Source organism: Patulibacter minatonensis DSM 18081 (assembly GCF_000519325.1).
Taxonomy (GTDB): Bacteria; Actinomycetota; Thermoleophilia; order Solirubrobacterales; family Solirubrobacteraceae; genus Patulibacter; species Patulibacter minatonensis.
On sequence record NZ_KI912613.1, the window covers coordinates 3,336,649 to 3,351,039 of the forward strand.

A 14,391-nucleotide genomic window follows, 5' to 3' on the forward strand; every position below is an offset into this window, starting at 1 on the left:
GACGACGGCGGCGCCGCGCCGCCGCCGGGCGCGATCGGCGGCGACCCCGTCGCCGCCGCGCTGGCCGGCACGATCGACGACGTGCCGGGGCTCTCGGTGCTCGTCCTCGACGGCGAGCAGCGGATCACCGCCGTCGCCGGAGCCGTGCCGGTCGAGGGCACGGTCCTCGTCGGCCGCCCCGTCGGCGACGCGTTCGCCCCCGACGCCCGGGCGGCCGTCCTCCCCGCGGTCGCGGAGGCGCTGGCCGGGACGGCCACGACCGTGCTGCTGCCGGACGACGACCAAGGCGGCCTCGAGGTGCGGTGCCGACCGGTCGGCGGCGGACATCCGGGTGCGGTCTGCCTCGTGCAGGACCTCGCCGCCCAGGCGGACACCTCGCTGCTCCTGGAGGCCACCCGGGCGTTCGAGATCACCTTCCGGCACTCCCCGATCGGGCAGGGCCTGCTGTCCCGGAGCGGCCGCTGGCTGCGGGTCAACGGGGCGCTCAGCGAGCTCGTCGGACGCTCCGCCGACGACCTCGTCGGCGCCGAGATGGGCGAGACGCTCCACCCCGAGGATCGCGACGCCGAGCGCGAGCGGCTGCGGCGGCTGGTCGACGGGCCCGACGACCACCACGTCGTCCGCGCCCGGTTCCTGCGCGCGGACGGCCGTGCGGTCCACACGCACACGCGGATGACCCGGATCACCGACGACGGCGGCACGGTCCGGGGGTTCGTCGCCCAGGTCGTCGACGCCGCGGCCTGGAAGCGGTTCAGCGGCCGCTGAGCGCTCCGGGCCGCCCGGGCACGGCCGTCCGTCGGTCAGCTCTTCTCGACGTCCGCCTCGCACGGGGCGGGGTCGGAGGCCTCGAGGTCGGTGTCCAGGCGCTCCAGCGCCCCCGCGGCGGCCTCGAAGCGCTTCGCGGCGGCCTCGACCCGGTCCCCGGTGGCGTCGCCCCCTGCGGTCGCCTTCTTCTGCGCCGTGAGGAGCTCCCGGCCCGCGTCCCGGACGGCGGCGAGCGCGTCGCGGTCCTCCTCCGGCCCGCGCAGCGCGGCGCGGCACCGCTCGCTCGCCTCGATCCCGTCGATCGCCTTCGCGCTCTCGTCGTAGGCGCGCACGACCCGGTCGCTCCCGGTGACCAGCCCCTCGACCGCCTCGTCGAGGCACGCGACGTCCTCCTCGCCGCAGGCCTCCGCGTCCTCGCCGAACGTCGCGAACGCGTCCAGGGCGTCGGCGGCGGAGCGGCAGGCCGGGGCCGTGGTCCGGAGCACCGGACCGGCGGCCTCGAGCTCCTTGCACTGCTTCCGCGCGGTGCTCACGTACCGCTGGACGTCGGCTGCGGTCTCCGGGTCGTCCTTCGTGAGCTCGACGGCCTCGCGGTGCTGGCGCACCAGCACGTCGAACTCGCCCCGCGACAGGCGGGTCCGGTCGTCGTCGCCACCACCGCACCCCGCGAGGGCGGCGGAGCAGCAGAGCACGAGGGACAGGGACAGGGAGCGGGACCCACGCATGGGCGCCAGGATAGCGGCGACGCGCCATGGTCTCGGCGTCCGCCCCGGGATCGTCCGGGTCGTGCCGCCGCCGCGCGTGGCCTCCGTTCCCGTCGCACACCGGCCCGGCGACGCGCCGCCTACCATGGAGGGTCGACCCATGGCCGTACTCATCGCCTCCGACCTGAAGAAGGACATCAACGGCAACCCGCTGTGGAAGGGGCTGTCGTTCAAGCTCGAGCGCAAGACGCGCATGACGCTCTCCGGGCGCAACGGCGCCGGGAAGACGACGCTCCTGCGCATCCTCGCGGGCCAGTCGAAGGCCGACGGCGGCGACCTCTCGTTCGAGAAGGGCGCCCGCGTGATCCTGCACGACCAGCGGCCGCCCCGCGAGCAGGGGATCACGCTCGAGGAGTACGTCACGTCGGGCCGCCAGGACCTCATCGACCTCGAGGCGACGCTCCGCGAGCTCGAGCAGAAGATGGCCGACGGCGACATGGAGGTCTTCGACAGGTACGCCCGCGCGCAGACCGAGCTGGAGTCGCTCGGCGGCTACCGCTGGCGCGACGAGGCCGCCGACACCGTCCGCGGCCTGGGCTTCACCGACGAGGACCTCGGGCGCAACCTCGAGACGTTCTCCGGCGGGCAGCTCACGCGCGCCTCGCTCGCCCGCGCGCTGTCGGCGAAGCCGGACCTGCTGCTGCTCGACGAGCCCACGAACCACCTCGACCTCGAGTCGCTCGAGTGGCTCGAGAAGACGCTCGTCCAGTACGAGTCGGCGATCGTCCTCGTCGCCCACGACCGCTGGTTCCTCGAGGCGGTCGGCACGTCCGTGCTCGAGATCGAGGCCGGCCGGGCGAAGTTCTTCCCCGGCACCTGGCACGCGTGGCGTCGCGAGCAGGCCGCCCGCGAGATCGCGCTGGGCAAGTCGATCGCCAAGCAGGAGGCCCAGATCGCGCGGATGGAGGACTTCGTCCGCCGCTTCTCCGCCAAGGCGACGAAGGCCAAGCAGGCGCAGAGCCGGGTCAAGGCGCTCGACAAGATCGAGAAGATCACCCGCGATCCGACCGACAACCGGACGATGGGCTTCAACTTCAAGAAGGCCGAGCGCGCCGGCGCGATCATCTACGAGCTCGAGCACGGCCGGATCGAGGTGCCGCCGCCGACGATCGTCAAGGACGTGAACACGAACCACACGACGACGGTCAGCGACCCCGACGCGCGGATCCTCCTGGACGACGCGGAGCTCTGGCTCGAGCGTGGGGAGCACGTCTGCCTCGTCGGCCCCAACGGCGTCGGCAAGACGACCCTGATCGAGACCCTCGCGGGACGGCGACCGCTCGCCGACGGCGTGATCCGCACCGGCCACAACGTCAAGGTCGGGTACCTCAGCCAGCACGGCGAGGAGATGCACCACGGGGGCGCCCGGACCATCCTCGAGGCCTGCATCAAGGCGACGACCCTGAAGCCCGGCGAGGCCCGGGCGCTGCTCGGCAAGTTCCTGTTCACGGGCGAGGACGTCGAGAAGGCCCTCGACGACCTCTCCGGCGGTGAGCACAAGCGCCTCGGCCTGGCGATCCTCGTCGCCTCCGGCGCCAACGTCCTGATCCTCGACGAGCCGACCAACCACCTCGACATCGAGTCGCGCGAGGCCCTCGAGGACGCCCTCTCGGGCTACGACGGCTCGATGATCATGATCAGCCACGACCGCGCGCTGCTCGAGGTCGTCGGCACCCGGACGGTCGCGGTCGAGGACGGCGAGCTCCACAGCTACCTCGGCGGCTGGCAGGAGTACGTCGAGGTCCGCGAGGAGCGGCAGGCCGCCGCGCGCGCGGCCAAGGAGGCCGGGAAGAAGGCCGACGCGGCGGAGCGGAACGGGACGGCGGCGGGCGGTGCGTCGAAGAACGGCACCGCGAAGAACGGGTCGGGGAAGACCGGCGCGGCGAAGGCCGGCGGGTCGAAGAACGGTGCCGGGAGCACGACGGGCTCCGGCGGCGGGTCGTCGGCCGCGGGCCCGGCCACGCGGTCGGCGGGCGGCGGGGGCACGGCCACGAAGCTGCCGACCGGCCCGCCGATGTCGAAGAACCGCCGGCGCGAGATCGAGAAGGCCGAGTCCCGCATCGAGGACGCCGAGGTCGCGCTCTCCGCGCTCGAGGAGGAGCTCGCCGCGCCCGGCGCGTGGTCGACCCCGGAGGCGACCGAGAGGAACACGGCCCGGCACGAGGCCGCCAAGGCGAAGGTCGCCGACCTGTACGAGACGCTGGAGCGCCTCTCGGCCTGACGGCCGGCGGGACGGGGTCAGCCACGTGCACGGACTCCGGCATCCCGCCGCCGTCGCCCTCGGCGGCACCGCGCCGGTCGTCGGGACGGCCGATGGCACGGCCCGGCGGGCCGGGACGGCCCCGCGCGCGGTCGTCGGCGGGTTCGAGGCCACCGGTCTGCTCGACGTCACGGACGACCCCGCGGCGCTCGAGTCCGCCGGGCGCTGGGCGGTGGTCCGGACGTTCGAGGGCCGCCTGACCGCTGCGAGGTTCGCCGACTGGCGGCCGCTCGGGCCCACGCCGGGTGGCGTCCCGGACTGGGCGCCGGTCCCGCCCGGTGCGTGGTCGTCGAGTCTCGACGGCCAGGCGTTCCGGGCCGGGGTCGCGGACGTGCGCGAGCGGATCGCGGCGGGCGACGTCTACCAGGTGAACCTCTGCCGGGTCCTGGCCGCGCGGCTCCGGCCCGGGACGACGCTGCACGGCCTCCACGCGCGGCTGGCCGCCCGCCATCCGGCGCCGTACGCCGCGCACGTCCACCTGCCCGGACGCGGGCTCGACGTCGTCTCGGCGTCGCCCGAGCTGTTCCTCTCGCGCGACCGCGACCACGTCGTGTCGCGCCCGATCAAGGGCACCGCGCCGACGGCGGCGGAGCTGCTCCCGAAGGACCGCGCCGAGAACGTGATGATCGTCGACCTCGTGCGCAACGACCTGGGGCGCGTGTGCCGCCCCGGGACCGTCCGGGCACCGGAGATCTGCGCGGTCGAGGAGCACCCGGGGCTCGTCCACCTCGTCTCGACCGTCGAGGGCCGGCTCCGCGAGGACGCCGGCTGGCCGGAGCTCCTCGACGCGACCTACCCCGCCGGGTCGATCGTCGGTGCCCCGAAGCTCGCGGCGCTCGACGTCATCGACGAGCTCGAGCCGACGCCGCGCGGCCCGTACTGCGGGGCGATCGGCTGGGTCGACGCGGACCGCGGCACCGCCGAGCTCGCGGTCGGCATCCGCACCTTCTGGCGCGAGGGGACGACGCTCCGCTTCGGCACCGGCGGCGGGATCACCTGGGACAGCGACCCGGACGGCGAATGGCGCGAGACGGAGCTGAAGGCCGCCCGGCTGCTGGCGGTCGCCGCGGGGGCCTGACCCTCAGCGGCTCCCGGCGCCGCGCGGCGCGGTCTCCGCCAGGAACGCCCCGACGTGCTCGATCACCGCGTCGGGCCGGTCCTCCGGCATCAGCGTGTAGGAGTCGTCGACCTCGACCAGCCGACCGTCCGGGAAGAGCTCCGCCAGCCGGGGCCCGTGCTCGCGGGGCATCATCTTGTTCTCCGGCGCCCAGAGGACGAGGACCGGTCCGGTGAACGCCCGCTGGCGCTCGGCGAGGTCCAGCAGCTCGTCGCGGTCGAAGCGGGGCGCGCCGTAGCGCTTGAGGTCGCGGCGGATCCGGCGATCCGTCGTCACGCCGTGGAGCCAGCCGTCCATGACGTCGTGGGGGACGGGGCGCTTCGACATCCAGCCGAACGTCATCGGCAGCCGGCGCAGCGGCCGGAACCGCAGCGGCTGCATCGCCGCGTTGATGCCCCCGGGCATCCGGGCCGCCATCCCCGCCGTGCGACCGGGGAGCCCCGGCGGGAAGTTGTCGAACGCCTCCGACGGCAGGATCACGTAGCGGCCGACGCGCTCGTCGAGGCCGTACGACGTGAGCAGGGGACCGCCACCCCAGTCGCAGCCGACGATCGTGACGTCCCGGAGATCCAGCTTCTCGAGGAACTCGGCGATCCGTCCGACGTGCCCCCGCAGCGACATGTCGGCGTCCTCGTCCATGGGGATCCGGTGGCCGCCCAGGGGGAGCAGCGGGACGACGCAGCGGGCCCGCTCGCGCAGCCCCGCGACGACGTGCCGCCAGAGCGTCCCGTCCATCAGGACGCCGTGGACGAAGACGAGCACCGGGGCGTCCGCCGCGACCGCGGGATCGCTCGGCCCGACGTCCTCGTAGGTGATGGTCCCGCCCGACAGGCCGATCTCCGGCATCCGCTCGCTCCCGACTAGATAGATCGCTCTAGTGAGACCCTAGCTATGCTCGGCGAGGACGACAAGGGAGCGGGAGTGACGACGAGCAGGGAGCGGATCCTCGAGGCGAGCACGACGCTGCTGCGCCGCCAGGGCCTGAGCGGGACGGGCATCAAGCAGATCCTCACCGCGGCGGAGGCGCCGTTCGGCTCGCTGTACCACCACTTCCCGGGTGGCAAGGACGAGCTCGCCGACGAGACCATCCGCACCGCCGGCGCCGCGTACGGTCTGCTGTTCCCGGCGATCTACGGCGACGCGCCCGACCTCGTGACCGGCACGACGACGGCCTTCGCGCTCGCGGCGATCGACCTCGAGGCGGCCGACTACGCCGACGCGTGCCCGATCGCCACCGTCGCGCTCGAGGTCGCCAGCACGAACGACCGCCTGCGCCGGGCGACCGCCGACGTCTTCAACGGCTGGATCGACGAGGGCACCGCGTTGTTCGCCGCGCGTGGCCTGGACGAGTCGACCGCGCGGCGCGTGATCATCGCGCTGATCGCGGCGCTCGAGGGCGCGTTCGTGCTCAGCCGCGCGCTGCGCAGCACCGAGCCGCTCGCGGCCGCGGGGCGGGCGATGGAGGCCGTGGTGCGGGACGCGCTCGACGGGGCGGAGGACACCTCGGTCTGACGCGGGGCCGGGGCGGGACGCCGCCCGACGGGATCGGCCTTCCCGCGTCGCCCCTGTCGCGCTACGCCGCAGGCGTCGGTCGCCCGCGGAACGTGCCGCGGTACCCGGTCGGCGTGGTGTGGACGATGCGCGCCAGGTGGCGGCGGAGCACCGGGGCCGTCCCCAGGCCCGTCCGACTGGCGACCTCGTCGACCGACGCGTCGGTCGACTCCAGGAGCTCCCGCGCGAGCGCGACCCGCTGCGCGGTGACCCACGCCTTCGGGGTCGTGCCGACCTCGGTCGCGAAGCGGCGGGCCAGCGTCCGGGGGCTCATGTGGGCGTGCGCAGCGAGCACGGCCGCGTCGAGGTGCTGGTCCAGGCGTCCCCGGGCCCACGCGAGCGTGGGGGCGAGGTCGTCGCCGGCGTGGACGATCGGGGTCGGCACGAACTGCGCCTGCCCGCCGTCGCGGTGCAGCGAGACGACGTTCCAGCGGGCGAGGGCGGCCGCGGCGGCCGCGCCCTCCTGCTCGCGGACGATGTGCAGGCAGAGGTCCATCCCCGCGGCGAGGCCGGCGGAGGAGAGCACGTCGTCCTCGTCGACGTAGAGGGCGTCGGGGACGAGCTCGACGGCGGGGAAGCGCTCGCGGAAGGCGTCCGCGAACGCCCAGTGGGTCGTGGCCCGCCGGCCGTCGAGCAGGCCCGTGGCGGCGAGGTCGAACGCCCCGACGCAGATCGACGCGACGCGGGCACCGCGGGCGTGGGCGGCCCGGATCGCCGCGATCGCCGCGGGGGAGGGACCGGGGTCGCTCGACACACGCCCCGGGAGGACGACGAGGTCCGCATCGTCGAGCGCCTCGAGTCCGGCGGGGAGGTCGATCGAGAACCCGTCGCCGGTCGGCAGCGGCCCGGGCTGCTCGCCGCAGGTGGTCAGCTGGAACCCGGCAGGCGCGCCCTCCGGTCCCGGGCCGCGCGCGAACGCCTGGACGGCGATCCCCAGGTCGAAGGACACGACGCCCTCGAGGACGAGCAGCGCCACGCGGGTGATGGGCATGCCGTGAGCATGGCAGAAAACGGCCGACAGGTGTCGTTGTTGCCACTCGTCGGACCCGAGGGCCCGGCGTACGGTCGCGCCATGTCCACCGTGAGCGTCACCCACCACCCCCTCTTCGTCGACGGGCGACACGTCGACACCGCCGAGCGCTACGACCTCCGCGACCCCGCGACGGGCGAGGTCGTGGGGACCCTGGCGAAGGGCACCGTCGCCGACGTCGACACGGCGGTCGAGGCCGCGCGGCGTAGCTTCGCGGCGGGCGTCTGGGCCGGCCGGACGCCGGCGGAGCGGTCCGCCGTGCTGTCCCGCATCGCCGGGCGGCTCGCCGCCGAGGTCGACGACCTCGCCCGCCTGGAGGGCAGCGTCAACGGCGCGACGATCCGGCAGGCGACCGCGTTCCACGCCGGCTTCGCCGCGCCGCACCTGCAGCACTTCGCGGACCTCGCGGCGAGCTACGCGTTCGAGCGGGTGATCGACACGCCGCCGGTCCCGACGCTCTCGACGAACCGGATCATCCGCGAGCCGATCGGCGTCTGCGCCGCGATCGTCCCGTGGAACTTCCCGCTCGTGCTCGGCATCTGGAAGATCGGCCCGGCGCTGGCCGCCGGCAACTCCGTCGTCGTGAAGGTCGACGAGCGCGCCCCGCTGACGCTGCTGCGCCTGGCCGAGATCGCGCACGAGGAGGGCGTGCCGGACGGCGTCCTCAGCGTCGTCGCGGGGCCGGGGCCCGAGGTCGGGGCCCGCCTGGCGTCGCACCCGGACGTCGGCAAGGTCGGCTTCACCGGGTCCACCGTGGTGGGCCGCGAGATCATGCGGCTCGGCTCCGGGACCGTGAAGCACGTGACGCTCGAGCTCGGCGGCAAGGGCCCGGCGATCGTGCTCGACGACGCCGACCTCGACATGGCCGTGGAGGGGATCCTCTTCGGCTGCATGCTGTTCTCCGGGCAGATGTGCGAGTCCGGGACCCGGCTGCTCGTCCCCGCGGCAGGGCGGGACGAGATCGTCGGCCGGCTCGTCGAGCGCGTCCGCGCGCTGCGGCTCGGCGACCCCCGGGACCCGGCCACGGACGTCGGCCCGGTGATCTCCGTCGCCCAGCGCGACCGGGCGCTCCACCTGATCGGCCGGGCCGTGGACGCGGGCGCGACGGTCGCCGTCGGCGGCGGGATCCCCGAGCTGCCCGGGTTCGAGGGCGGCAGCTGGATCGAGCCGACGATCGTCACCGGCGTGACGAACGACATGGAGCTCGCGCAGGTGGAGGTCTTCGGGCCGGTCCTCGCGGTCCTGACGTACGAGAGCGAGGACGAGGCGGTCGGGATCGCCAACGACTCCGACTTCGGCCTCGCCGCCGGCGTGTGGTCCCGCGACCTGCGGCGCGCCGGAGAGATCGGCCGTCGGCTCCGAGCCGGCACCGTCTGGGTGAACACCTGGCACGGCGTCGACAACAACGCCCCGTTCGGCGGCTACGGCCAGAGCGGCGTCGGCCGGGAGATCGGCCCCGACGCGCTCGACGCCTACACGGAGACCAAGCACCTCCACGTCGACCTCTCGCGCAGCGCGGGCGAGCAGATCTTCGCGCTGCTCCAGCCGGGGCCCGGCGCCTGAGCGCGGCCGCCCCGGCTACCGCTCGGCCGTCGTGACGTCGTAGCCGGCCGGGAGGTCCCACCGGCCGCGGACCCAGCGCACCGGGGTGCCGTCCGGCAGGTGGGCGAGCGCGCGTCCGTGCGTCGGGACGCCCCAGAGCGTCGCGACGTACGGGACGTCGGCGTCCGCGGCGGTCCCGAGGCCTCGGGCGACGTGGTGGGCGGGGTGGCTGATCACGATCGCGCCGGCGCGGACCCACACGGGCGTGCGGTCCAGCGGGGCGTCGACGGCGATGGCCGCGCCGCCGGCGGACACGACCTCGCGTCCGCTCCACGTCTCGATCCACCGGCCTCGCGGCAGCGGCACCGTGCGCTCGCGGACGCCCTCGTCGACGACCGGCGCGACGACGAGCGACGGCCCGTACGCGAAGGCGTCGGGGACGCCCCAGAGCGCGTCGTCGGACGGGTCCAGGAGGCTCAGCGGCCGGACGATCGGCAGGCCGGTCCGCGCGGCGGTGCGGGCGGCGGCGCGGACGTACGGCACGAGCATCTCGTGCATCAGCACGGCGCCCCGGAACAGCGCGAGCGTCTCGTGGTCGTAGGTCCACGGCTCCTGCTCGAGGCGCGCGTGGGCCTGCATCAGCGGCGTGAAGCACCCGAGCTGCGCCCACCGGACCAAGAGCTCGCCGGTCGCGCGCTTGACCCCGGCATCGCCGAGGTAGCCGCCGACGTCGTGCGACCAGTTCGAGATCCCGGAGTGCGCGGCGGAGACCGTCGCCGCCAGCAACACGCGGAGCGACCAGAAGTCCGACGCCTGGTCGCCGCCCCAGAGCATCCCGGTGGCCTGCTGGCCCGTCCACCCGGAGCGACCGAAGAGCACGCCGTCGCCGGGGTGCGCGTTCTGCAGCGCCCGGCGCATCGACCGTCGGTAGTCGTCGCCCCAGCGCCACGCGCGCGTCGCGCCGGTCGAGCCGTCGGCGAAGCGGACGTCCTCGGGCAGGTAGTAGCCCTCGCCGTCGTCGGCCTTGATCCCGCGGACGCCGAGCCGCAGCGCCTCCTCGGCCTGCGCGCGCCACCACGCATCGCCGGGACCGGTGAAGTCGATCGGCGACCCGCGACCCATCCACCACTGCGCGAGGTACGGGATGTCCGCATCGGGGACGCCCTGGAGCTCGTCGTCCCCGGCGCGCTTCATCGTCGACCGGATCTCGCGGGCGTGCTCCCGGACCTCCGCCGCGGGGGGCCGGAGGTAGGCGCGCGTCCGGGCGCCCTCCGCGTAGGTCTCGGCCGGTCGCCGGTGCATCCGGATCGACGCCGGGTCCGACGGCGACTGGCCGCCCGCGGAGTCGACGTTCACCCACGGCGTGACCCAGACGACGGTCCGGACGCCCTCCTCGAGGAGGCGCGTGACCATGCCCGCGAAGTCCGGGAACTGGTGGGGGTTCGGGCGCCAGGTGTTGTAGTTCGTCTCCCACGGCGAGTCGAGGACGACGGCGTCGACCGGGATGTCGTGCCAGCGGCACCCGTGGACGTCCTCCATCACCTCGTCCTGGTGCTGGTGGATGTCGCGGGACTTCCAGAACCCGTAGCCCCACGCCGGCAGCAGGGCGGGACGCCCCGTGGCACGGGCGAACGCGAGCAGCCGCGCGACGGGCGTCGCCTGCAGGTGCAGCCGGAGCCGGAGCGGGCCGGCGACGGTGCGGACGCTGGGGGCGACGAGACCGTCCTCGAGGTCGAACCGGGTGCCGTTGCCGGCGGTGTCGAGCCACGCGGCCCAGCCGGCGTCGGACTGCAGGAACGGGACGGGCGCGTAGTCGCCCTGCGGGATCCCGCCGCGCTCGGCGAGCGCCGGGGCGCACCCGGGACCGAGGTACCGGCGGTCGGCACCGAGCTGGATGGCCCGCCCCGCGTGGTCGACCGACGGGTGGTGCCGGGCGCCCAGCCCGGTCAGGCGGGCGTCGTCGGCCGGCCACCGGACACCGGTGCGCAGGTGCGGGCCCGGGCCCGGATCGGGCTCCGTCCCCCGGCTCCGGCGCGCCGGGCGGGGCGCGGCCGTGGCACGCGGCGGCGCGTCGGACGTCAGGTCGATGTGGACGACGTCGTCGGACGGGAGCGCCACGCGCAGCGTGCCGGTGCGCCCGGAGCGGAAGCGCAGGGCGATCGTCGCGGCGTCGGCGGGCGGCACCGCGCGACGGGCCGGCGGCACGCGGGGGTCGTCCTCGTCGAGGGCGTACGCCACGTCGTTCGGTCCCCGGCCGGCCGGCGACGCCGGGACGGGGCGCGCGTCGACCACCGCGTCCTCGGGCTCGAGGTCCTCCCGCGGCACCACGCCCTCGGTCACGCGGACGAAGCGGTCGTCGACCGTCCCGTCGACGGCCCACGGCTCGAGGCCCGTCACCACCGCCCGGCCGTCGCGCAGCACGTCGACGCGCAGCGGGTCGAGGCCGATCCGCACGCTCGTGCGTCCGCGCGCGAGGGCGACGGGCAGCGCGGAGGTCGGCGGCGCGGCGAGGCTCACGGGAGCATGCTGGGCCACCACCGGAGGGTCCCGGTGAAGGTCCCGTGAAGGTCGGGTCCGTCACAGAACCTCCTGCTATTCGACGACTTCCCGCTGGTCCTCGGAAATCCGTCGATCTTCACGCCATCGTCACCGGTCGGACACGTCGCCGTCACTCGACCCGGGCCGGGGGAGCGGACCCTCCCAGGTATGAGCCCCAGCCCAGGCAGCTCCCCGAACGTCCCCCCGGCGCTCTCGCGCTGCGACCTGCACGTCCACTCGACGGCGTCGGAGTTCTCGAAGCTCGGCGTCCAGCGCTCGGTCGGGATGCCGGAGTGCGCCACGCCGCCGGAGGAGGTCTACGAGCTCGCCAAGCGGCGCGGCATGGACTTCGTGACGATCACGGACCACGACACGATCGCCGGCGCCCTCCAGATCGCCGACCGCCCGGACGTCTTCGTCGGCGAGGAGCTGACCGTCTGGTTCCGCGGCGAGCCGCAGGCCGTGCACGTGCTCTGCCTGGGCATCAACCAGGACGACCACGACTGGCTCCAGGCGCACAACCACGACGTCGTGCGGTGCGCCGAGTACCTGCACCAGAACGAGATCACGACGGCGCTGGCGCACCCCTTCTACTCCGTCGAGGCGCCGCTGACCGCGCGCCACCGCCGGCAGCTGGCCGAGCTCTTCCCGATCTGGGAGGTCCGCAATGGCTCCCGGGCCCGCGAGCTCAACGCGCCCGCCGCGACGTTCATCGACGTCCGGGGCGGCATCGGCATCGGCGGCACCGACGACCACGCCGGTGTCGACATCGGTCGCACGTTCACCGAGACCCCGCTGGCCTACACGCCGGAGGAGTACCTGGCGCACATCCGCGCCGGCCGCGCCGTCGCCAAGGGCACGCAGGGCAGCGCCGCGAAGTGGACCCACGCCGCCATGGGCATCGCGATCCGGTCGCTCGGCGTCGACCCCCGCGGCGAGGACGACGGGGTGGGCGGGACCGCATCCCGCCCGCGCCCCGAGGCGATCGCCACGATGGTCTCCTCGCTCATGAGCGAGGGCGACGTCCGGCGCGGCGCCGAGGACCAGGACCTCTCGCCCGACGACGCCCGGGCGCTGCTGCGCGCCTGGATCGACTCGATCGGCCTGCAGGACCTCACGGCCCGCCAGCTCCTCTCGATGTTCCAGGAGGACGACTTCGACCACCGCGACCTGTTCCGCCGGGCGCGCGTCGCCCACGAGCAGAAGCTCGCTGCGACGGTCGACACGGTGCTCGCCGCCGCCGAGGGCGTGACCGCGGGGGAGGACCCGGACCTCACCGCGATCGGCGGTCAGCTGCTCGACGCCCTCCTGCCGGCGCTGCCCTACGCGCCCGCCGCGGCGTTCCTCGGCCGCGAGCGCCGCAAGCTGAAGACCCGCCTGGACGGCGAGCTGCCGCGCGTCGCGCTGGTCGCCGACGGCATCGGCGGCATGCACGGCGTCACGCACACGATCGACACCATCCGTCGCATCGGGGTCCCGGGCTACGAGGTCGAGGTCATCGGCACCGACGTCCGCGTCGACCGCCGCCTGCCCGCCGTCGCCGACGTCGACATCCCGTTCTACGCGGGCCTGAAGGTCGGCATCCCGGGCGTCCCGGCACTCGTCGAGCAGATCGCCGAGGGCCGCTACGACGTCGTCCACCTCTGCTCGCCCGGCCCGGCCGGGATCGTCGCCGGCGCGCTGGCGAAGATGCTCGACATCCCGGTGCTCGCCAGCTACCACACGGAGCTCGGCACCTACACCGGCACCCGCTCGGCCGACCAGAAGCTCCAGACGTACGCCGACCTCGTGCTCGCGGTCTTCTACGGCCAGGCCGACGTCGTGGTCACGCCGAGCCCGCAGAGCGACGAGGCCGTCCGCGAGCTCGGCGTCGCCGCCGACGCGATCGGCCGTTGGGACCGTGGTGTCGACATCGACCGCTTCACCCCGAAGCGCCGCAACGACGAGACCGCGCGGCGGATCCTCGGCGCCGCGCCGAACGAGACGTCGCGCGTGAACGTCCTCTACGCCGGGCGCCAGAGCGTCGAGAAGGGCGTCGACCTCCTCTGCGACACGTTCCTCGCCGCCCGGGCCCGCGACCCCCGGCTGCACCTGCTGCTCGCCGGCGGGGGGCCCGAGGAGCACGTCCTGCGCGAGCGCCTCGGCGAGCACGCGACGTTCCTCGGCTGGCTCTCCGGCGACGACCTCGCCGACGCCTACGCCAACGCCGACGTCTTCCTCTTCTGCAGCCGGACCGACACGTTCGGCCAGGTCATCCTCGAGGCGCAGGCCTCCGGGCTCCCGGTCGTCGCGGTCGGCGAGGGCGGTCCGCTCTCCCTGATCGAGGACGGCATCTCCGGCCTGCTGCGCCCGGCCGACGCCGGCGCGCTCAGCGACGCGCTGGTCGCCGTCGCCGGCCGCCCCGGGCTCCGCCGCCGCCTCGCGCACGGCGGGCTGCTCCGGGTCGAGGACCGCACCTGGGACGCCGCGATGGGCCGTCTCGCCGACGGCTATGGTCGCGCGCTCTCCGCCGGCACCCTGCGCGCCGCGCGCCGCGAGGCCGAGGCCTCCGCGGCCCGCGAGCTCGTCCGCCCGAAGCGCGGCACGGGCCAGAAGCGCATCGCCTGAGGGCACGGCGGCCGGGGCGGCGGGCCGGGACCGGGCTTCGTGTCGGATCGTGTACCTCCCGGGTACCGAATCCGACGCGGAGTGCGGGCCGATCGCCCGGGCCGGATGCGTGTCGGATCGTGCACCTCCCGGGTACCGAACCCGACACGGAGCGCGGCCCAGCCACCCGGGCCGGCTGCGGGTCAGATCGCGTACCGCCCGCGTACCGAACCCGACA

10 protein-coding genes are annotated in these 14,391 nt (G+C 75.0%); 6 read left to right on the top strand and 4 right to left on the bottom strand.

Annotated features, from left to right (window positions below; translation table 11 throughout):
* Positions 1-765, top strand: a 765-nt coding sequence (locus tag PATMI_RS0115415; protein WP_026911533.1) for a PAS domain-containing protein, incomplete at its 5' end; no start/stop codon positions are given.
* A gap of 35 nt (positions 766-800) precedes the next feature.
* Here PATMI_RS0115415 and PATMI_RS30550 read toward each other — a convergent pair.
* Positions 801-1,490, bottom strand: a complete 690-nt coding sequence (locus PATMI_RS30550; RefSeq protein ID WP_036725960.1) for a hypothetical protein — start codon at positions 1,488-1,490, stop codon at positions 801-803.
* A gap of 139 nt (positions 1,491-1,629) precedes the next feature.
* Between PATMI_RS30550 and abc-f the strand changes: the two genes are divergently transcribed.
* Both abc-f and PATMI_RS30555 read left to right on the top strand, forming a co-directional pair.
* A complete protein-coding gene (gene abc-f, locus PATMI_RS0115425; protein WP_026911534.1) occupies positions 1,630-3,750 on the top strand; it encodes a ribosomal protection-like ABC-F family protein in 2,121 nt (706 codons plus the stop codon).
* 157 nt (positions 3,751-3,907) lie between these two features.
* On the top strand, positions 3,908-4,867 hold the full coding sequence (locus PATMI_RS30555) for a chorismate-binding protein (RefSeq protein ID WP_051472385.1): 960 nt from the start codon (positions 3,908-3,910) through the stop codon (positions 4,865-4,867).
* A 3-nt stretch (positions 4,868-4,870) separates the two neighbouring features.
* Here PATMI_RS30555 and PATMI_RS0115435 read toward each other — a convergent pair whose 3' ends face one another.
* A complete protein-coding gene (locus tag PATMI_RS0115435) occupies positions 4,871-5,752 on the bottom strand; it encodes an alpha/beta fold hydrolase (RefSeq protein WP_026911535.1) in 882 nt (293 codons plus the stop codon).
* Positions 5,753-5,827: 75 nt separating this feature from the next.
* On the opposite strand from PATMI_RS0115435, the gene PATMI_RS0115440 reads away from it, so the two are divergent.
* Positions 5,828-6,418 carry a TetR/AcrR family transcriptional regulator gene (locus PATMI_RS0115440; protein ID WP_157260794.1) on the top strand — a complete coding sequence of 197 codons (591 nt, stop codon included), beginning with the start codon at positions 5,828-5,830 and terminating at the stop codon, positions 6,416-6,418.
* A 61-nt stretch (positions 6,419-6,479) separates the two neighbouring features.
* Here the strand turns inward: PATMI_RS0115440 and PATMI_RS0115445 are convergent, their stop codons facing one another.
* Entirely contained in the window at positions 6,480-7,448 is a 969-nt protein-coding gene (locus PATMI_RS0115445) for a GlxA family transcriptional regulator (RefSeq protein WP_026911537.1), read from the bottom strand.
* Positions 7,449-7,529: 81 nt separating this feature from the next.
* Between PATMI_RS0115445 and PATMI_RS0115450 the strand changes: the two genes are divergently transcribed.
* Positions 7,530-9,050, top strand: a complete 1,521-nt coding sequence (locus PATMI_RS0115450) for an aldehyde dehydrogenase family protein (RefSeq protein ID WP_026911538.1) — start codon at positions 7,530-7,532, stop codon at positions 9,048-9,050.
* A gap of 15 nt (positions 9,051-9,065) precedes the next feature.
* On the opposite strand, the gene PATMI_RS0115455 is transcribed toward PATMI_RS0115450, so the two are convergent.
* Entirely contained in the window at positions 9,066-11,546 is a 2,481-nt protein-coding gene (locus tag PATMI_RS0115455; protein ID WP_026911539.1) for a glycoside hydrolase family 31 protein, read from the bottom strand.
* A gap of 189 nt (positions 11,547-11,735) precedes the next feature.
* Here PATMI_RS0115455 and PATMI_RS30560 point away from each other — a divergent pair, with 189 nt between their 5' ends.
* Positions 11,736-14,174 (top strand): glycosyltransferase, encoded by a 2,439-nt coding sequence (locus tag PATMI_RS30560; protein WP_036725963.1) that lies wholly within the window; start codon positions 11,736-11,738, stop codon positions 14,172-14,174.
* Positions 14,175-14,391 lie beyond the last annotated feature (217 nt).

Bases quoted from the DNA above. Each gene is read 5' to 3' on its own strand.
- PATMI_RS30550 (WP_036725960.1), bottom strand. From the start codon at position 1,490: ATGCGTGGGTCCCGCTCCCTGTCCCTGTCCCTCGTGCTCTGCTGCTCC.
- abc-f (WP_026911534.1), top strand. From the start codon at position 1,630: ATGGCCGTACTCATCGCCTCCGACCTGAAGAAGGACATCAACGGCAAC.
- PATMI_RS0115435 (WP_026911535.1), bottom strand. From the start codon at position 5,752: ATGCCGGAGATCGGCCTGTCGGGCGGGACCATCACCTACGAGGACGTC.
- PATMI_RS0115445 (WP_026911537.1), bottom strand. From the start codon at position 7,448: ATGCCCATCACCCGCGTGGCGCTGCTCGTCCTCGAGGGCGTCGTGTCC.
- PATMI_RS0115450 (WP_026911538.1), top strand. From the start codon at position 7,530: ATGTCCACCGTGAGCGTCACCCACCACCCCCTCTTCGTCGACGGGCGA.
- PATMI_RS30560 (WP_036725963.1), top strand. From the start codon at position 11,736: ATGAGCCCCAGCCCAGGCAGCTCCCCGAACGTCCCCCCGGCGCTCTCG.